Source organism: Cellulosimicrobium sp. EB106-03-01-XG111, from assembly GCF_058792115.1.
In genome coordinates, this window is sequence record NZ_JBYTEQ010000013.1 from 142,957 (window position 1) to 161,676 (window position 18,720).

Sequence of the window (18,720 nt, forward strand, 5' to 3'; positions counted from 1 at the left end):
GCCGAGTGGGGGCGCGGGCGTCAGACGCCGGCGGTGACGAACCCCTGCAGCCACTCGAGGAGCTCGGCGGCCTTCTCGGGGGTGTCCGCCTCGACGAACATGCGCAGGACGGGCTCGGTCCCGGAGAACCGCAGGAGCGCCCAGTTGTCGTTCTCGAGGAGGATCTTGGTGCCGTCGAGGTGGGAGACCGAGACGACCGGGTACGGCCCGACGTGCGTGAGGGGCTGCGCCTCGAGCCGGCGCGGCACCTCGACGCGCATCTCCGGGGTGGCCGGAACGCCCGCCTCGAGCGTGTACAGGCGACCGGTGATCTCGTACAGCATCGCGCGCAGCTCGGAGATCCGCTTGCCCGTGCGCGCGAGCATCTCGGCCACCAGGGCGCACGCGAAGATGCCGTCCTTGCCGAGGATCCAGCCGCGGATCGTCAGGCCGCCCGACGACTCGCCGCCGAGCACCGCGCCGATCTCCTCCATGCCGGCCGTCACGTGCTTGAACCCGACCTTGACCTCGCGCGACTCCTCACCGAAGTGCGCCGCGAGCCGGTCGAGCAGGTGCGTCGTCGCGAGGTTGCGCACCACGCCGCCCTTCTCCCCGCGGACCTCGTGCAGGTACCAGTACAGGAGGAGGAGCAGGTCGTTCGTCGAGATGTACTCGCCGGTCTCGTCGACGATCCCGATGCGGTCCGAGTCGCCGTCCGTCGCCATGCCGAGGTCGTAGCGGCCGCCGCCCTGCTGGATCATCGTCACGAGCGTGCTGAGGCGCTGCAGGTCCGGTGCCGGCGCGACGCCGCCGAACAGCGGGTTGTGCGCCGCGTGGATGAACTCCGACCGCACGCGCATGTCCGACAGGATGGTGCCGAGCGTGAGCTGGCTCGTGCCGTACATCGGGTCGACGACGACCTGGAGGTCCGAGCCGCGGACCGCCTCGACGTCGATGATCCGCTCGATCGCGTCGACGTAGGGGTCCGTGAGCGACCGGTCGACGACGACGCCCGTGCGGCGGGCCACGTCGATGTCGAGCGTGATGACGTCGTCGACCGAGAGCGCGTTCGCCTCGTCCTGGTAGCGGTCCGTCTCGTCGTCGAGCGGGAGCGAGCCGTCCTGGCGGAACACCTTCATGCCGTTCCACTCGGGCGGGTTGTGGCTCGACGTGACGATGATGCCGTAGGCCGCCCCGAGGTAGGGCGCGGCGAACGTCACGAGCGGCGTCGGGACGTCGTCGGGCAGGAGGGTCACGGCGATGTTGTTGCCCGCGAAGACCTCAGCCGCGGCGATGGCCGACTCGCGCGAGAGGAAGCGGCGGTCGCCGCCGATCACCACGCCCTTCGCGTCCAGCCCGCGGCGGATCGTCTCGTTGGCGATGGCCTGGCACAGCCGGCGCACGTTGGCGAGCGTGTAGCCCTCGCCGATGACCGCGCGCCAGCCGCCGGTGCCGAACACGATCTTCGTGTCGGTGTTCTTCTTCGGCACGAACAGGCGCTTGAGGACGATGTCCGCAGCCTGCGCGAGCTCGTCCGGGGTGTTGATGCCGCGGACCTCGTCCACGTCGACGATGCGGTACGACGAGATGCGCTTGCCCGCCCCGATGACGCGGCGGGCGAGCTCGGTGAGCCGGTGCTCGCCGTCGGCCGCCATGCGCTCCAGCTCGCCGAACAGCAGGCGGGGTGCCGCGACGTACGCGCCCACGTTGATCTCGGTGCGCGGCTCGGGAGCGGCGTCCGCGACCTCGGACGACTCGAGGATCGCCGTGATCTCGCCCCCGGCGCGGACCACGCGTCCGTAGCCGTCCGGGTCGTCGACGACGGCGGAGAGCAGCGACAGGTCGGCGCCCGTGAGGGTGTGCCGCGTGAGCAGCCCGAGGAGCGACTCGGAGCGCAGCAGCGGCGTGTCCGCGTAGGCGACGAGGACCGGCTCGTCGACGCCCGGCCCGAGCACCGACGCGATCGCCTCGCGCGCCGCGAGGACCGCGTCACCGGTGCCGAGCGGCGACTCCTGCTCCACGTAGACGACGTCCTCGCCGAGCAGCTCGCGCACGGTCGGGTCGTCGGGCGACACGACCACGACGATGCGGCCCGCGTCCACGACGCGGCGGACGTTCGCGACCGCCAGCTCGACGACCGTCGCGCCGCCGAGCGGCCGCGACAGCAGCTCGCGCGACGCCTCGTCGTGGCCCGCGGCGAGCACGACGGCGGCGCGTCCGGTCCTCGGGTGGGAGTCCCCTCGCGGGGTCGTCGCGGTGGGGTTCGCGGTCGTCGCGGTCATGGCGTCCTCACTGTCGGCACCTCTGTCGGACGGCGACCCATTTGTCAGGAGTCCGAACTACTGGCTCCCTCCGATCATAGGCACCCGGGACGCGTGCACGGAAGCCGCTCCGGGCGTCCGGGGCCGAAGGTCACCCGCGCGGCGTCGGCGCGGAGGCGCGCGCCGGGTGACAATAGGGACATGAGTGGCCCGGTCCAGCCATACCCCCTGCACGGAAGCATCGAAGCCGAGGACGCGAAGGAGATCCTCCGCAAGGCCATCCGCACCCACCGCCAGGCGCGGTCCGAGCGGCTCCGCAAGGAAGCGGACGCCGCCATCGCCGACGTCGTCGAGACCATCCCCGAGGTCGCCGCCGCCACGTGCGTCGCGACCTACGCCGCGCGACCGGGCGAGCCGGGCACGTCGGCGATGCTCGAGCGTCTCGCCGCGCGCGGCGTCCGCCTGCTGCTGCCCGTGCTCGGCGCGGGGCTCCAGCGGGACTGGGCCGTCTACGACGGCCCCGCCGACCTCCAGGTCCGCGCACCCGGGCGGCCGCCCGAGCCCGGCACCCCGACCCTGGGCCCGGAGGCGATCGCCGAGGCCGACGTCGTCGTCGCGCCCGCGCTCGCCGTCGACTCGCGCGGCGTCCGGCTCGGCCAGGGCGGCGGGTGGTACGACCGCGCGCTCGAGCACGTGCGCCCCGGGACGAAGGTCGTGGCGGTCGTGTTCCCGGAGGAGGTCTACGACGCGAGCGACCGACCGCTGCCCGTCGAGCCGCACGACCGCACGGTCGACGCCGTCGCGACGCCCCTCGGCTGGCGCTGGCTGCCGTAGCGGCCCGCCCCGTCGTCCCCGGGGCGATCTCCGCCCCGAGACGATCTGCGCCCCGCCCGTGGAGGCGTGGAGGCTCCGAGCCCCGACGCCGCTACGGGACGAGGGTGAGCTCGTCCTTGCTCGCCTCGGCGACGGCCTCGGTGGAGAACGGCCACGCGTAGGTCTCGCCGCGGGCCCAGGTCGAGAGCTGGTCCGCGTAGTGCTTCGACGCGGGGTGCCCCGAGGTGCCCGTGACGGTCACCCACGTCGAGCGGTCGAGGTCGCCGAGGTCGACGACCATGCGCATCGACGGCCCGGCCGTCACGTCGAACGACCCGGACGCGGCGTCCCACGCGGTCGCGTTGACGATCGACGAACCACCGGGCATCCCGACCGGGTTGGGGTTGACGAAGTCGCGCACCGGCCCCGGGATCGACTCGCCGCCCAGCACGGGGTGCTCGAGGGCGAGCACGTGGATCTTGCCCCACGCCCAGTCCGAGGGCTGCTTGCTCTGCTCGACGGTGAGGTCGAGCCGCGCGGAGACGAGCGCCTGCGTGAGCACCTCGTCGCGCGTCTCGACGACGCTGACCGTCTGGCGGTCGTCCCAGAACGGGTCGGTCGGGTTCTCCAGGAGGTTCTGGACGACGGCGAGCCAGCGGCTCCCGCCGCTCGGGCGCGCCGACTCGGGCAGGTCGTCCCAGAAGGTGAGCTGGAGCAGGTTCCGCCACACGGCGGCGAAGTACGCGGCCGCGGCGGAGTCGGTGTCGGTCCGGTAGTCCCAGTCCGCGAGGAGCTCCTGGCCCTCGGCCGCGAAGTCGTCGTCGATCTCCTGCTCGAGCAGGGACGGCACGAGCACCTCGGCGTAGGGGCTGCGGTCGTCGACCTGGACCTCGTTCATCGTGTCGACGTCCACGGTGCGGCCGGCCGCGATCTCGGCCTCCAGGAGCTGACGGATGCGCTGCGAGCGGTAGCCGTAGTCCCAGTCGGTCGTGAGGAAGGGCGCGACGCCGTCGGGCAGCACGGCCTGGTTGGCGGCCACGACGAAGCCCTCGGCCGGGTCCACGACGCGCGGCATCTCCTCGCTGGGGACGTAGCCCTGCCAGTCGTAGCGCTCGTCGGAGCCGTCGCGCGGCCACGTGCCGTCGGAAGGCACCTCGGCGTCGGGGACCGCCTGGCGGACGGGGATCTTCCCGGGCGCCTGGTAGCCGATGTGGCCGTCCGCGGTCGCGAAGACGATGTTCTGGGCCGGCACCTCGAAGAGCGCGGCGGCCGCCTGCATGTCCTCGGCGTCCTGCGCGAGGTTGAACGCGAAGACGGCGTCGGCCGTGCGGCCCGGCTCGAGCGCGGTCCACTGCAGCGCGACGGCGTACTCCCCCAGCCGCGTGTCCAGCGCGGGCGTGTCGACGGCCGCTTCCGTCGCCGGGATCGCCTCGGAGACGATCGGGCCGTGGAGCGTCGAGCGGACCTCGATCTCGATGTCGTCGCCCTCGGCGACGCGCAGCGTCTCGGTCCGGGTCTCCAGCGGTACCCACTCGTCGCCGCGGAGGTAGGTGTCGTCGCGCACGCGCTCGACGAAGAAGTCCGTGACGTCGGCACCCATGTTCGTCAGGCCCCAGGCGAGCTGGGCGTTGTGCCCGATGACGACGCCGGGGAAGCCGGCGAACGAGAAGCCCGCGACGTCGAACCCGCACGCCGGGGAGACCTCGTTGCAGTGCAGCCCCACCTGCGCCCAGATGCCGGGAGCCCCGAGCGCGAGGTGCGGGTCGTTCGCGAGGATCGGCTTGCCCGACGCCGTGTGCTCGCCGGACACGACCCACGAGTTCGAGCCGGTGCCCTCGCCGCGGCCGATGAGCACGGGGACGGCGCCGAGCGCGCGGTCTGCGGCCTCGAGCGCGGCCTGGAGGTGGTCGGAGCCGTACTCCGCGCGGGCCTGCGGACCGAGGTCCAGCGCGACCTGCTGCGGGTTCTCCAGCTCGCCGGGGTCGAGGATCGGCGCGTTGAGCTCGGACGGGTAGGCGGGGAACAGCTCCGCCACGCGCGCCGTGTCCTGGATCGTCCCGTAGGCCAGCGCGCGGTCGAGCTCGTCGTCGTAGTTGCCCCGCAGGTCCCAGGCCATCGCCTTGAGCCACGCGAGGGAGTCGACCGGGTCCCACGGCTCGGGCTCGGCGACGTCGACCTGGAGCCCGAGCACCGTGTACTCGACGGCGATCTCGGACGGGCTGCGGTCGTCCAGGTAGGCGTTCACGCCCTCCGCGTACGCCTGGAGGTACGCCTTCGTCTCGGGGGAGACGACGTCCCACTCCTCCTCCGCGACCTGGCGCCAGCCGAACGTGCGCGTCACCGTGTCGGCGGCGATCGCGTCCGGGTTGTCCCCGACGAGCTCGGCGAGCCGCCCCGACGTGACGTGGCGGCGGTAGTCCATCTCGAAGAAGCGGTCCTGCGCCTGGACGTAGCCCTGGGCGCGGAAGAGGTCCTCGGGGGTGTCGGCGTAGATCTGCGGGACACCCTGCGCGTCGCGCAGCACGGTCACCTCGCTGCCGAGCCCGGGCACGGAGATCTCGCCGGACGCCTGCGGCAGCGGGCGCCGGACGGTGACCACGACGAACGCTGCGCCGGCGACGAGCGCGACGACGAGCAGCGCGGCCACGCCGATCAGGACGCGCCGGCGCGCGGACCGGCGACGGCGCCGCGGCGGGCCCGGGGCATCGCCCGGGGTCGCGGGGTCGGCAGCGGTGGCGGGGTCACCGGCGGGGGCCTCGGCGGGTTCGTGCGCAGACACGGATGCGAGACTACCCCGGCCCTGCCCGGCCGCCGGTCCGCGTATGATTAGCACTCGGAAGTTTCGAGTGCCAGGCGGTGTTGACACCGTCGACCAGGCCGAGACCGTCCCGATCCCGACCCGCCGGTGGCCGCCTCGACGGCCGTCTCGTGAACGAGGAGAACCCGTGCCCACCTACGCGTACACCTGCACCGCCTGCGGTCACGCCTTCGACATCCACCAGTCGTTCAGCGACGACGCCCTCACCGTGTGCCCCGAGTGCTCGGGCCGCCTGCGCAAGGTGTTCTCCTCGGTGGGCGTGACGTTCAAGGGCTCCGGCTTCTACCGCACGGACTCGCGGTCGGGCGGGAAGACGTCGACGGCGCCCGCCGCCCCGGCGTCCAGCGCGTCGTCGTCCTCGTCGTCGGCGGGGTCGTCCTCGTCGTCGGGCGGCACGAGCTCGAGCGGCACGTCGAGCAGCTCGGCCGCGTCGTCCTGACCTGACGCGGCGCTGCTCGCCCCGGGCTCGGTCGGCTGCTCGGCCGGGCCGGCGCCGACGCCCCACCGCTGCACGGCCGACCACAGCGGGTCGGTCGGCGCACGGTGCGCGGGTCCCCGCGCCGCGTCGTCCACAGGTCGTCGCGCACCGCGTCCGCCGGCCCGCCGCGCGCGGCTACGGTCGCGCCATGCCTCGCTCCTCCCGCCCGCCCGGCCCGTCGACCCACCCCGGTCGCGCCGCCGCGCGGCGACGCCTGCTGCACGGCCTGTGGTGGCGGTCCCGGTACGTCGTCGCGGCGCTCTGCTGCGGGCTCGCGGCGTCGGTCGTCGTCGGCGCGCTGCGGCCGCCGCCCCCGCCGACGGCTCCCGCGGTCGTGACGGCCCGTGCCGTGCCGCCCGGCACCACGCTGGCGGCACCCGACGTGCGGGTGGACCACGTCCCGGCCGACCTGCTGCCCGCCGGGGCACCGACCCGGGCCGACGACGTCGTCGGGCGCCGCGCGACCGTCGCCCTGCCGGAGGGCACGCTCCTCCAGGACGGCCTGGTCGCCGGCGGGGAGCTCGCCGCCGGGGCGCCCGACGGGACCGTGGTCGCACCCGTCCGGCTCGACCCGGGCGTCGCCGCGCTCCTCGGGCCGGGCGACCGCGTCGACCTGCTGGCCGCGGGCGACCCGGTGCTCGCCCCGGTGCCGACGGACGCCGTGGACGCGGGGGCCGCTCCCCCGGACGACCCGTACCTGGCCCGCGCCGCGGTCGTCGTGCCGGCGCCCGAGCCCGACGACGGCGAAGGGCTGCTCGGCACCGGCGGGTCGGGCTCCGACGTCGTGACGCTCGTCGCGGTGCTCCCCGAGGAGGCCGTGCGGCTCGCGGCCCGGACCGGCCACGCCCCGGTCACGGCGGTGCTGGTGCCCTGAGGACGTCGCGGGGCCGGCCGGAGCCGACCCGCCGGGCCGAGCCGTTGCCCCGTGCCGCGCACGTTGGCAGGATCGCGCGTGCACGCGCCGTGGCACCGCCGCGCCGCGCGATCGTCGACAGGAGAGGGAAGCAGCACATGAAGGGCGTGTTCCAAGGGTTCAAGGAGTTCGTGCTCCGCGGCAACGCGATCGACCTGGCGGTCGGCGTCGTCATCGGGGCGGCGTTCTCCGGGGTCGTCACGGCGATCGTCGAGGACTTCATCAACCCCCTCATCGGGGCGATCTTCGGCAAGCCCGACCTGACCGGCCTGTGGGACATCACGCTGCGCGCGGGAGACGCGGCGAAGGACATCCCGCCCTCCGTCATCTCCGTCGGCGGGGTCCTCAACGCGATCCTCCAGTTCCTCATCATCGCCGTCGCCCTCTACTTCGTCATCGTCCTGCCGATGAACAAGCTCGCGGAGCGGCGCAAGAAGGACGAGGAGCCCGAGCCCGAGGCACCGGCCGAGGACGTGCGCGTGCTCCAGGAGATCCGCGACCTCCTCGCGGCCCAGGCGGGCGGCGGCCCGGGCGCGGCACCGGGCGGGATCGCACCCGGAGGGCCGACGCCCCCGCGCCACCTCTGACGCGACCGTCGCTCACGAGCGGGGGTCGCCCGGCGGGCCGTCAGTGACGCCCGTAGTGGGGCGGCACGTCGCCCAGCAGGCGGTCGTCGCTCTCGCCCGGCGCGCCGCGGCGCGGCGCCGCCGCGTCGCCCCAGCCCTCGGCGCGCTCGTCGGCGCTCGTGCCGGGCACCACCGTGCTCTCGGTCCCCCGCCGCACGGCCCGCCGCGGACGCCGACGGTGCCCGGTCTCGGGACGGTCGCGTGCGTCGTCGGGCAGTCGCTGCGGGTCGGGGCTCGGGTCGGCGGTCGTGCTCACGCCTCCCATGGTCCCACCGGCGGCCCTAGAGGTCGTCGCCTCCGTGCTGCTCGTCGTCGTCGAGCACCGGCACGACGACGATCCGGTCGCCCCCGCCCGTCTGCGCGACGCCGCCCGTCTCCGGGAGCCGCGCGTCGCGCACGGCCTGCACGACCCGCCGGATGCGCTCGGCCTCCTTGGCGGGGTCGAGGAACGCGGCGGCGGACCAGACCTGCGCGACCGTCCAGCCGATGCGCTCGAGCCGCTCGGCGACCTGCCGGTCGCGCACGCGGACGCTGCGCTCGGCGACGTAGGCCGCGTCGTCGGTGAGCACGGCGACGAGGAGCTCGCCGGGCAGGTCCGGGTGGCCGACGACGAGCGGGATGCGGTCGCCGTCGCCGATGCCGTAGTCGGTCTCGACGACGAGCCCCGCGCGCCAGAGCCGCTCGGCGAGGTCCAGCACGAGCCGGTCGGGGCTGCCGCCCAGGTCGACGCCGTTGCCCAGCGTGACCTGGTCGGCGGCGCCGCTGCGCTGCTCGGCCAGGTCGAGCACCTCGGCGAGCAGCCGGGCGCCCGCGCCGCGCAGGCGCTCGGGGTCGAGGTCGCCCGCCGTGAAGCACGAGACGACGTGGAGGCGCCGCCGCGTCGCCCCGACGGCGTCGAGCAGCATGGCCTCGGCGCCCGGGGTGTTGAGGATGCCGAACCGGTGCAGCACGCGGCCGTGCGGCGTCCGCCCGAAGCCGACGGACAGCACGATCGTGTCGCGCACGAGCCCGGCGACGCCCGAGACGTCCGCGACGACGACCGGCTCGGCGCGCGCGCCGGAGAAGAACCCGGCGAGCGCCGGGTTCTGCCGGACCTCGACGAGGAGCGCGTCGCGGATGCGGTCGGCGTGCAGGGGCGTGACGGTGACGATCGCGAGGGACTCGTCCGGCCGGGTGAGCGCGTGCTCGATCGCGACCTCGACGACGCGGTCGACCTCGGCCTGCGTGCTCTCGACCGCGCCCGACGCCGTGTCGGGCATCCCGGCGCCGTCGACGACGTCGAGCTGGACGAGGACCTCCGCGCGCGGGAGAGGCGACGGGCGCAGGACGCCCGCGTAGCCGTGCTCGGCGAGGAACGTGGTGACGAACGGGTCGCGCCGCGAGCCGTCGGCGAGCAGCGCGACCGTGGGCAGGAGCTCGGCGAGCTCGCGCACGGTGTCCGTGGACGCGGCGCGCGGGTCGCCGACGGCCACGACCTGGCGCCCGCGGGCGAGCGCCGACAGCACGAGCTCGACGGGCGTGTGCTCGATCGCGTCGAGCACGACGAGGTCGACGGTGCGGGTCGCGGGCACGAGGTGCGGGACGAGCGTCGGGGTGGCGACGAGCACCGGGCGCAGCCGGCGCAGCACGGCGGGGTGCTTCTCCGCCGTCTCGCGCAGGCTCACGAGGCGGCCCTCGAGCAGCTCGGTGAAGAGGGCCTCCGCCTCGTCGCGGTGCTCACGCATCGCGGTCCCGAGGTGGTCGCGGACCGCCGCCCGGACGGGCGCCGCGAGGGACGCGACGTGCGCGCGGTCGAGCTCGCGGAACCGGCGGGCGAGCGCGTCGAGGCCCGCGCCGTCCTGCCCGGCGAGCGCCTGGTCCTGCGCGAGGATCTGCTCGAACACCGAGCTCCACCAGGCGAGCTCCAGCTCGGGGCCCACCTCGTCGGCCTCGACGCGGCGCGCGGCGAGGTCGGCGAGCAGCCCGCCGAGGCCGAGGTCGGTGAGCCGGTGCTGGATCGCGGTCCGCGCCGGGAGCGCGTCGAGCGCGGCGGCGTCCTCGGCGAGCGCGTCGAGGCGGGCGGCGAGCGCGTCGAGCGGCACGTCGAGCAGGCCACCGCCCGCGGGCGTGCCCGCGAGCACCGGCTCGAGCTCCTCGACGTCGATGCGGACGGCCTCGTGGGTGTCCTCGATGGCCGACAACCCCTCGGGCAGCACGGGCCAGCCGCCGCGGGGGCACTGCTCCTGCCAGACGGCGCGCTGCGCCTGCACCTCGACGAGCGCGGCGTGCAGGTCGGGCACGCGGACGCCCGGCCGCACCATGTCGCGTGCCTGACGGCGCAGCCGACGACGCGCGAACCAGCCCATCTCGATCCCGTGCTGCTCGCGCCACTGCTTCGTCGCGGTCGCCTCCACCATGTCCTGCGCGGTGCGCTCGAAGATGAGCGGCTGGAACACGTCGAGCGTCCCGCGCATCCCGCCGAGCATCGTGAGCTGGTCGCCCCACTGGCGGAGCGTCGTCGCGGTGGTGAGCCCGGTGCGCTCCGCGACCTGCTCGACCTGCGCACGCAGCTGCGGCAGCGTGTGCGCGCGCAGCCGTTCGACGCGCACGAGGGCGTCGTGCGCCTCCTGCGGCGTCGTGAGCGCGGCGCCGTGCCAGGGGGTCGACGTCGCGCGCGCGGTGAACGCGCCGAGCATCGCGGCCTCGCGCAGCTCCGCGGCGACCCGCTCGCGCTGCGGCCCGACGTCGAGCACGACCTCCGTCGAGAGGCGCACCCGCGTGTCCGGCGCCGGTCGCTCGGCGGTGAGCCGGGCGAGGGCCTGGAGCGCGTCGTACGCCGACACGCCCCACGGTTCGCGGACGAGGTGCAGCGCCTCGATGTACCCGGCGAGCCGGGCGCGCGCGCCGAGCAGGGCGTCGCGCGTGCGCACGAGGTCGTCGTCCTCGACCGGCTCCGGCTCGGTCGCCATCGCGGCGAGCAGCCGGTGCGAGGCGGTCTCGCGCCACGTCGGCTCGGGGGCGACGTCGAGCGCGAGCCCGCCGAGGCCCAGCGCGTCGAGGCGGGCCAGCAGCGCGTCGGCGGCGCGGCGGTGGCCGGGGACGTAGAGGACGTGACGTCCCGACGCGGCCGCCTCCGCGACGACGGCGGCGAGCGTGCCCGCGACGTCGGACCCGGTGGGGGCGTCGACGAACAGGTGCGAGCCGCTCGCGAGGACGTCGACGACGTGCCGCTGGGACGGGTCGAGGTCGCCCGCGCCGCGCTCGAGCACGGGGTCGGCGTCGCCGACGCGCGGTGCCGGGAGGTCGGCCCGCAGCGCGGCGGCGGACCGCTCGTCCCCGGCGAGCGCGGCGACGACCTCGTGCCGCTCGAGCGCGGGCGCGAGCTCATCGAGGTCGTCGACCAGCACCTGGCCCGGGTGCACGAACGTCCCGACGAGGACCCGGTGGGTGAGGTCGAAGTCGTCGAGGACCGCCTGGCCGAGGGCCGCGATCCGGCGGGTCGCGTCGCCCGGGTCGAAGCCTGCGCCGGTGAACGTGGACCGCGCGAGCGTCACGGGGTCGAGCAGCGCTCCGTGCGCACGGAGCGTGCGGGCGAGGAGCGGGTTGATCTCGGCGGTGGGCTCGAGCGTCAGCTCGTAGTCCGTCTCGCCGTCGCCGCGGGGCGTGACGGTGAGCGGGCGCAGCAGGACGGGCGCGCGCACCGTCCGGGGCGCGGGCTCCTTCTCGGGGCCCGCCACGCCGTCGGACCGGTCGCCGGGGTGCGCGAGCTGGGCGTCCTCGGCATCGGGTGCCGCCGCCGCGGGCTCCGGGTCCGTCGGGGCGCTCGCGTCCCCGTCGCCGGGCACGACCGTGGGCGCGCGGCCGGCGACGCGGGCGAGCGCGGCGACGTCGTCCTCGGCCAGGGGCGCCGTCGGGCTCTGGGTCCAGGTCGCGACGCCGATGGCGAGGTACGTCGGGGCGACGCCGTAGCGCTGCGCGTGCTCGGCGGCCCGCACGACGACCGCGCGCGCCCGGCGGCGGGCGGCGGGCAGGGAGCCGCCCTCGCGGAAGAGGTTGGACAACCGGGTCGGCCGTCCCGCGAAGAGCTGCGCGACGCCCGAGGGGTGCGCGGCGGTGAGGTCGACGACGGCGTCGCCGAGGAGGGAGACGTCGGCGAGCGACGACCCCCCGGCGAGCTCGACGAGCCCGGCGCGCCAGCGGGCGACCGCCTCGTCGACGAGCTCGGACGTCGTGGGCTCGGGCACGAGCACAGGTCGCGACGGCGTCACGTCGGCGGGCTCGGCGTCGGGCTGGTCGGTCCCGCCGGGAGGGGTCGAGGGCAGCCGAGCAGGATCGGCCACGCTCCGGGCGGCTGAGCTGGTGCGGGCTGCGGCATTCACCCTCCGACGCTAACCGTCCGCCTCGCGCCGCTCCGCGCGGCGCGCCGGGGAGGCCACGACCCGCTGCGCCGCACGACGCCGGTCGGCGATTCCGTCGGAGAGCGGGCCGCGAGGGGACGACGAACGGCCCCGGATCACGAGAATTCGTGTTCCGAGGCCGTCGTTTCCGAGCGATTCCGAGACGATCTCCCGGAGAAGTATGAAACAGCGCGCACCGCGCAGGGGGCAGGCGATGCGCGCTGTCGAGAACTATCTTGCACGGCCGGGACACCAGGCGTCAACACGCCTCGAGGCGCTGGACGCGCGATCACCGGACGAGACGCGAGATGGCCTGAGAACGACCTGGACGAGCGTCCACGAGAGGCGCGAGATTCCGGGCCTCCGGGTCCATCACCTCAGGACCGGACGGTGTGGCGCGTATCACATCACAGCGAGCCGCACGGGGTCGGGGCGACCGCGTCGACCCTCGGCAGGATACGGCCCTCCCCCGCGGTCCGGCGCGGCAGGAGCGCCGCGGCGAGCCCACCGGTCCGGCGTCCGGCGGCCTGACCGGCGGCGTCACAGGATCTTCCCGGTTCCTCTGAGGCCCCGGCACGGCCCCCGTGGGCGAGGTCCACACGGGCGTCCTACCGTGGAAGCACGCCCGTGGACCGACGCCGGTCCCTGGCGCGCGGTCGTCACGGCCGGTGGCGGCGGGCGGACCAGCCCGTCCGACGACCGGAAGCCAGCACCACGTGACCACGCCCTCCGACAACCCCCGCCTCGACCGCGACGCCACCCGCGTCCCGCGCGACGAGCCCGGCCCCGACGCCGGGCGCCCCGCGGGACGCACCACCGCGGAGCCGGCGCCCGAGAAGGAGCGCGAGGCCCCCGCCCGCCTCTCGCTCACCCAGGTCATCGCGAGCGCGCTCGCCGCGGTGAGCACCACCGTGCTCCTGTCCTACTTCGGGACCGCCGGGACGATCATCGGCGCCGGCATCGCGAGCGCCCTGACCGTCGTCGCGAACTACGTCTACACGCGCTCGATCCAGAAGACGCGCGAGCAGCTCGTGCCCGTCGTCGGCAAGGTCGTGCAGGCCACCGCGGGCACGGCCACCACGCGCACCCGCACCACGACCGCGGTCGCGTCGGTCCCCCGCGGGGCGGTCGAGCCGGACGGGCAGGCGGACACCGTCGAGACGGCGGTGGCCGCCGCCGTCGGGTCGGGCGGGGCCGACGACGAGGCGGTCGAGGCGAGCGGGGCGGACGAGGCGGACGAGGCGGACGGGCCCGAGGGTGGCCAGAACCGCTGGCTGCGGCTCGTGGACCGGTACGGGCGCGGCCGCGTGCTCACCGTGACGGCGCTCGCGCTGTTCGTCGTCGTCATGGGCGTCGTCCTCGTGGCCGAGCTCGTCATCGGCAAGCCCCTCGCGGACGCCGTCCGCGGCGTCGAGGGATCGGGGACGACGATCAGCCGCGAGCGCACCCCGAGCACCGAGGACCCGGTGACGCCGGCGCCCAGCGCCCCCTCGCAGGACCCGGCGACCGTCCCGACGCCGGGCCCGAGCCCGTCGCCGTCGACCACGCCGTCCGACGAGCCGTCCACGACCCCCGCTCCTACCCCGGAGCCGACGGTGGACCCCACGCCCGAGCCGACGACGCCGGAGACGCCCGCGCCGACGCCCTCGCCCGGCCCGGGCGAGGGGGCCGGAGGCACGGGTGGTTCCGGCGGCACCGGCGGAACCGAGTCGGAGGCGGAGACCGGGGCGGGCGACGGGAGCACCGGGACCGCGCCGACGCCGTCGACGCCCGGCACCGGGCACGTCCCGGCGCCCGCGTCGGCCTAGCCGACCCGGGCGGCCGGACGGTGGCCGCACGCGAGAGAGCCCCGCAGTCCCGTCCGGGAGTGCGGGGCTCTGCCGTCTGCGGCGCCTACCGCAGGATCGCGTCGATGCGCTCGGCGCAGTCCCCGCCGGCGCGTCCCGCCTCGTCGACGACGACGGACGCGAGCTCGCGCAGGCGGACGTTCTTGTCGTTCGAGACCTGCTTGAGGCGGGCGAACGCCTCGTCACCGCTCACGCCGTGGGTGGCGATGAGGATGCCCTTGGCCTGCTCGATCGGGCCGCGCCCCTCGGCGGCCGCGGTGATGTCCCGGCGCGCACGCTCCTGCGCGCGCCCCGCGACCGTCGTCGTGATGTCGACGAAGTAGCCCAGGAGCTCGACGACCTCGCCCGACTCGCGGTCCCGGCGCCCCTGCCCCACGAGCACCACGTACCGCTCGACGCCGTGGGCGTCCATGATGCGGTGCACGCTCGAGAAGGGCTCGCCCGTCACCCGGGCGTGGTCGAGGACCGCACGCACGTGCTCGCGGTCGTCGGGATGCTTGTGCGCCAGGACGAGCTCGGTGGTCGGCACCACGTCGCCCGGCTCGAACCCGTGGACCCGGTACGTCTCCGACGACCACCACCAGGTGCCGGTACCCAGGTCGAGGCGGTACTGGCCGATCTTCTGACCCGTTCCGTGGGTCAAGGATGGGTCGATGGCATGGTCGTCTACGGACATGTCGGTGCTCCGTCTTCTCCAGAGGATGAGGAGCCAGGTCCAGACTCAACCCTTCGACCGTACTCCCGAACCGTGAAGTCCGACAGGTGGCGAGCACGGGGAGACGGTTCTTAGGGTGTCCTTGCGGCCGAGGTGCCGCAGGGGGCACCGGCCCGTGAAGAAGCCCGCAGCCGGTGCACCTCTGACCGACCAGCGCCCGACCAGAGGTCGAACGGCGGCCGTCGCCCAGGCAGGCTCCGCGGGGCGCCGCGCCGGGACGCACACGACCGGCCCCGGTGCTGACTACGCTGAGCGGGTGAACCACGTGCCGGAGAAGGGACCGTTCTTCCACGGGACGAAGGCCGACCTGCGGGCGGGCGACCTGCTGACCGCGGGGTTCCGCTCGAACTACCGGCCCGAGATCGTCATGAACCATGTCTACTTCACCGCGCTCGTCGGCGGCGCCGCGCTGGCCGCCGAGCTGGCGGCCGGGGACGCCGCTCCACGCGTCTACGAGGTCGAGCCGACCGGCCCGTTCGAGGACGACCCGAACGTCACCGACAAGAAGTTCCCGGGCAACCCCACGCGGTCCTACCGGAGCAGCGCGCCCCTGCGGGTGGTCCGCGAGGTCGCCGAGTGGCCGCGGCTCAGCCCCGAGGAGCTCGCGAGCTGGCGCGCGCGCCTCGCGGCCCTGCGGACCGAGGAGCGCGGCGAGATCATCAACTGACCACCAGGAGTCAGGACGTGCGCCGGTGCCGAGCCTCGCGTCCGGCGCCGGAGGCGACCCGGCGCGACCATCTCCGGGTCCGCCAAGCAGCGACGCCGACCATGCCGAGCACGGCCACGGCGATCACCGGGGACAGGAGCCACGATCGGTCGCCCGGCCGGTAGACCACCTGCGGGACGGAGAAGGCGTCGTGGTGGAGCGTGGGGTGGACGGGGCCCGGCGGCGGGTCCCCCTCGGCCGTCCCGAGGTCCTCGTCGAGGAGCACCCCCTGGATGGTCCGCTCTCCCGTGTCGGACGTCCACGTCCCGGTCCAGGTGCAGATCACCGCGCTCCGGGATCGGTCGCAGCTCTGCTCGACCGGCGTGAAGGTGCCGACCTCGCCGTCGTGCTGCGCGCTCCAGCCGTTGATGGTGCCGGACACCCCGGAGCCGACCGCGACGACCGCGGCGCAGGCGAGGACGACGTAGATCGCCACCTCGACCGAGGTGGCGATCGCACGCTGGGTCCTCGGGGAGCGCATGGCGGCCACCTCTCGGCAGGGTCGTCGGGCCAGCCACCGGTCTCCGAGTCCCGCGGAGCCGGAGCGACGTCGGCGGGGAGCCGCCGTCCGCGCACCGTGCGCCTGGCCAGATTCGAACTGGCGACACCCGCTTTAGGAGAGCGGTGCTCTATCCCCTGAGCTACAGGCGCGTGGCCCCGGGTCAGGGCCGCAGCACAGCCTAGCCGCCACGGGCGCCCGGACGCGAAGCGCCCCGGCGGGCGGCCCCGCTCCCGGGGACGCGCGAGGATGGGTCGATGTCCGTTCACGACCCGGCCCAGCCCGTCCCGCCCACCTCCGACGCTCACACGACCCCGCCCCGCCGGATCGTCCTCGACTGCGACCCCGGCCACGACGACGCGATCGCGATGCTCCTCGCGCACGGGAGCCCCGCCGTCGACCTGGTCGCGGTGACGACGGTCGCCGGGAACCAGACGCTCGAGAAGGTGACGCGGAACGCGCTCGCCGTCGCGGAGCTCGCCGGGATCGACGTCCCGGTCGCCGCCGGGTGCGACCGTCCGCTCGTCCGGCCCCGGATCGTCGCGCCGGACATCCACGGCGACTCGGGCATGGACGGGCCGGTGCTGCCCGCCCCGCGCCGCGCCGTCGACGACCGGCACGCGGTGGACCTCATCATCGAGACCGTCCTGGCGGCCGAGCCGGGCGAGATCACGCTCGTGCCGACGGGCCCGCTGACGAACGTCGCGATGGCGGCGCGCAAGGAGCCGCGGATCGTGCCGCGCGTCCGCGAGGTCGTCCTCATGGGCGGCGGGTACCACGTGGGCAACCGGACGCCGGTCGCGGAGTTCAACGTCCTCGCGGACCCGGAGGCGGCGCACGTCGTGCTCACCGAGGCGTGGCCGGTGACGATGGTGGGTCTCGACCTGACGCACCAGGCCGTCGCGACGGCGGACGTGCGCGACGGCATCGCCGCGCTCGGCACCGCGCCGGCCCGGTTCGTCGGCGAGCTGCTGGACTTCTACGGCACGACGTACCGCACCGCGCAGGGTTTCCCCTCCCCGCCCGTGCACGACCCGTGCGCGGTCGCGTACGTCGTCGACCCGGCGGTCATGACGACGCGCCGCGCCCCGCTGGACGTCGAGCTGCACGGCGGCCTGACGACCGGCATGACCGTCGCCGACCTGCGTGGCGACGAGCCCGGCCCCGAGGAGTGCCGCACGCAGGTCGCGGTCACCCTCGATCACGGCCGGTTCTGGGACCTCGTGCTCGACGCCCTGCGCCGCCTCGGCGACCCCGCCTGACCGCTGGGTGCGTGATCTCGTCGCGCTCGGACCGTGCGAGCGCGACGAGTTCACGCACTCAGCGAGGGGGGGCGGGCGTGGGTGACGACGCGGTAGCGCAGCCCGGTGGACGACGTCCCCCAGTCGCCCGCGTGCACCGACCACCCGGCGGGGACCTCGGGGGCGAACGTGTCGCCGTCGACCACGGTGTCGATCTCGGTGACCACGCAGCGGTCGGCGACGACGAGCGTCGCGGCGTAGAGCTGGGCGCCGCCCATGACCCACACCTCGTCGGAGCCGCTCGCGCGGGCCGCGGCGCGGGCGGCCGCGAGCGCCGCGTCGACCGACCCGGCCACGTGCACGGGCGCGCCGCCGTCGTCGGCGGGGCGGCCGCCGTCGGGCACCCACGCCTCCTGGCGCGTGACGACGACGTTGAGGCGCCCCGGCAGGGGCCGGAACCGCGGCGGGAGCGAGTCCCACGTGCGGCGGCCCATGACCACGGGGTGGCCCGACGTGACGCGTCGGAAGTGCGCGAGGTCCTCGGGCAGGTGCCACGGCATGGTGCCGCCCGCGCCGATGACGGGCCGCCCGGCGGCGTCGCGCGCCTGGGCCCAGATCAGTCCGAGCATCAGACCGCGATCGGCGCCTTGATCGTCGGGTGGTGCTGGTACCCGACGACCTCGATGTCCTCGTACTCGTAGGCGTCGATCGAGTCGCGGGGCGCGAGGCGCAGCGTCGGGTACGGGTACGGCTCGCGCGTGAGCTGCTCGCGCACCTGCTCGACGTGGTTGTCGTAGATGTGCACGTCGCCGCCGGTCCAGACGAAGTCGCCGACCTCGAGGCCGGTCTGCGCGGCGACCATGTGGACGAGCAGCGCGTACGACGCGATGTTGAACGGCACGCCGAGGAAGAGGTCCGCCGAGCGCTGGTAGAGCTGGCACGACAGCTTCCCGTCGGCCACGTAGAACTGGAAGAACGCGTGGCACGGCGGCAGCGCCATGTTCTCGATCTCCCCCACGTTCCACGCGGAGACGATGTGCCGCCGCGAGTCGGGGTTCGCCTTGATCTGCTCGATCACCTGCGCCACCTGGTCCACGTGGCGGCCGTCCGGCGTCGGCCACGAGCGCCACTGGACGCCGTAGACGGGGCCGAGCTCGCCGTCGGCGTCGGCCCACTCGTCCCAGATGCGCACGCCGCGCTCCTGGAGCCAGCGCACGTTCGAGTCGCCGCGCAGGAACCACAGCAGCTCGTACGCGACCGACTTGAGGTGCACGCGCTTGGTCGTGATGAGCGGGAAGCCCTGTGCGAGGTCGAACCGGAGCTGGCGGCCGAACACGCTGCGCGTGCCCGTCCCGGTGCGGTCGCCCTTGGGCGTGCCGTGCGCGAGGACGTCGCGCAGGAGGTCCTCGTACGGGGTGGGCACGGGCCCGGGCGCGCCGCCCGACGGC

15 protein-coding genes, 1 tRNA gene and 1 pseudogene are annotated in these 18,720 nt (G+C 75.1%); 7 read left to right on the forward strand and 10 right to left on the reverse strand.

Annotation, left to right across the window (positions count from 1 at the left end; genetic code table 11):
* Window positions 1-20: 20 nt before the first annotated feature.
* Window positions 21-2,261 (reverse strand): NTP transferase domain-containing protein, encoded by a 2,241-nt coding sequence (locus AC3WT4_RS12105; RefSeq protein ID WP_492315537.1) that lies wholly within the window; start codon window positions 2,259-2,261, stop codon window positions 21-23.
* A gap of 180 nt (window positions 2,262-2,441) precedes the next feature.
* Here AC3WT4_RS12105 and AC3WT4_RS12110 point away from each other — a divergent pair, with 180 nt between their 5' ends.
* Window positions 2,442-3,074 (forward strand): 5-formyltetrahydrofolate cyclo-ligase, encoded by a 633-nt coding sequence (locus AC3WT4_RS12110; protein WP_034654285.1) that lies wholly within the window; start codon window positions 2,442-2,444, stop codon window positions 3,072-3,074.
* A gap of 91 nt (window positions 3,075-3,165) precedes the next feature.
* Here the strand turns inward: AC3WT4_RS12110 and AC3WT4_RS12115 are convergent, their stop codons facing one another.
* On the reverse strand, window positions 3,166-5,709 hold the full coding sequence (locus tag AC3WT4_RS12115) for a penicillin acylase family protein (RefSeq protein WP_492315553.1): 2,544 nt from the start codon (window positions 5,707-5,709) through the stop codon (window positions 3,166-3,168).
* A 166-nt stretch (window positions 5,710-5,875) separates the two neighbouring features.
* Between AC3WT4_RS12115 and AC3WT4_RS12120 the strand changes: the two are divergent.
* Window positions 5,876-6,139 (forward strand): annotated as a pseudogene (locus AC3WT4_RS12120) (FmdB family zinc ribbon protein); the annotation flags it as partial.
* Between the two features lie 14 nt (window positions 6,140-6,153).
* On the opposite strand, the gene AC3WT4_RS12125 reads toward AC3WT4_RS12120, so the two are convergent.
* Entirely contained in the window at window positions 6,154-6,444 is a 291-nt protein-coding gene (locus AC3WT4_RS12125; protein ID WP_492315554.1) for a hypothetical protein, read from the reverse strand.
* A gap of 53 nt (window positions 6,445-6,497) precedes the next feature.
* Between AC3WT4_RS12125 and AC3WT4_RS12130 the strand changes: the two genes are divergently transcribed.
* Together AC3WT4_RS12130 and mscL are read left to right on the forward strand one after the other, a co-directional pair.
* The gene (locus AC3WT4_RS12130) at window positions 6,498-7,223 is read left to right on the forward strand and encodes an SAF domain-containing protein (protein ID WP_492315538.1); all 726 of its coding nucleotides are present in this window, start codon (window positions 6,498-6,500) and stop codon (window positions 7,221-7,223) included.
* A gap of 137 nt (window positions 7,224-7,360) precedes the next feature.
* Window positions 7,361-7,849 carry a large conductance mechanosensitive channel protein MscL gene (gene mscL, locus AC3WT4_RS12135; RefSeq protein WP_074808090.1) on the forward strand — a complete coding sequence of 163 codons (489 nt, stop codon included), beginning with the start codon at window positions 7,361-7,363 and terminating at the stop codon, window positions 7,847-7,849.
* Window positions 7,850-7,889: 40 nt separating this feature from the next.
* On the opposite strand, the gene AC3WT4_RS12140 is transcribed toward mscL, so the two are convergent.
* Complete coding sequence (locus tag AC3WT4_RS12140) at window positions 7,890-8,144, reverse strand: hypothetical protein (protein ID WP_492315539.1); 255 nt, start codon at window positions 8,142-8,144, stop codon at window positions 7,890-7,892.
* A gap of 25 nt (window positions 8,145-8,169) precedes the next feature.
* Window positions 8,170-12,207: a hypothetical protein gene (locus tag AC3WT4_RS12145; RefSeq protein WP_492315540.1), complete on the reverse strand. Its 4,038-nt coding sequence runs from the start codon at window positions 12,205-12,207 to the stop codon at window positions 8,170-8,172.
* A gap of 773 nt (window positions 12,208-12,980) precedes the next feature.
* On the opposite strand from AC3WT4_RS12145, the gene AC3WT4_RS12150 reads away from it, so the two are divergent.
* Window positions 12,981-14,072, forward strand: a complete 1,092-nt coding sequence (locus AC3WT4_RS12150; protein WP_492315541.1) for a hypothetical protein — start codon at window positions 12,981-12,983, stop codon at window positions 14,070-14,072.
* An 85-nt stretch (window positions 14,073-14,157) separates the two neighbouring features.
* On the opposite strand, the gene AC3WT4_RS12155 is transcribed toward AC3WT4_RS12150, so the two are convergent.
* A complete protein-coding gene (locus tag AC3WT4_RS12155) occupies window positions 14,158-14,754 on the reverse strand; it encodes a PAS and ANTAR domain-containing protein (RefSeq protein WP_257417609.1) in 597 nt (198 codons plus the stop codon).
* A gap of 328 nt (window positions 14,755-15,082) precedes the next feature.
* Here AC3WT4_RS12155 and arr point away from each other — a divergent pair, with 328 nt between their 5' ends.
* The gene (arr, locus tag AC3WT4_RS12160; RefSeq protein ID WP_492315542.1) at window positions 15,083-15,493 is read left to right on the forward strand and encodes an NAD(+)--rifampin ADP-ribosyltransferase; all 411 of its coding nucleotides are present in this window, start codon (window positions 15,083-15,085) and stop codon (window positions 15,491-15,493) included.
* Window positions 15,494-15,503: 10 nt separating this feature from the next.
* Here arr and AC3WT4_RS12165 read toward each other — a convergent pair whose 3' ends face one another.
* Both AC3WT4_RS12165 and AC3WT4_RS12170 read right to left on the reverse strand, forming a co-directional pair.
* Complete coding sequence (locus AC3WT4_RS12165; RefSeq protein WP_492315543.1) at window positions 15,504-16,013, reverse strand: hypothetical protein; 510 nt, start codon at window positions 16,011-16,013, stop codon at window positions 15,504-15,506.
* Between the two features lie 97 nt (window positions 16,014-16,110).
* Window positions 16,111-16,183: transfer RNA gene (locus AC3WT4_RS12170), tRNA-Arg, on the reverse strand.
* Window positions 16,184-16,288: 105 nt separating this feature from the next.
* Here AC3WT4_RS12170 and uriH point away from each other — a divergent pair.
* A complete protein-coding gene (uriH, locus tag AC3WT4_RS12175; RefSeq protein WP_083385176.1) occupies window positions 16,289-17,293 on the forward strand; it encodes a uridine-preferring nucleoside hydrolase UriH in 1,005 nt (334 codons plus the stop codon).
* Between the two features lie 50 nt (window positions 17,294-17,343).
* Here the strand turns inward: uriH and AC3WT4_RS12180 are convergent, their stop codons facing one another.
* On the reverse strand, window positions 17,344-17,901 hold the full coding sequence (locus tag AC3WT4_RS12180) for a dihydrofolate reductase (protein ID WP_492315544.1): 558 nt from the start codon (window positions 17,899-17,901) through the stop codon (window positions 17,344-17,346).
* On the reverse strand, window positions 17,901-18,695 hold the full coding sequence (locus tag AC3WT4_RS12185; RefSeq protein WP_143031174.1) for a thymidylate synthase: 795 nt from the start codon (window positions 18,693-18,695) through the stop codon (window positions 17,901-17,903). The genes AC3WT4_RS12180 and AC3WT4_RS12185 overlap by 1 nt, the downstream gene beginning before the upstream one ends.
* Window positions 18,696-18,720 lie beyond the last annotated feature (25 nt).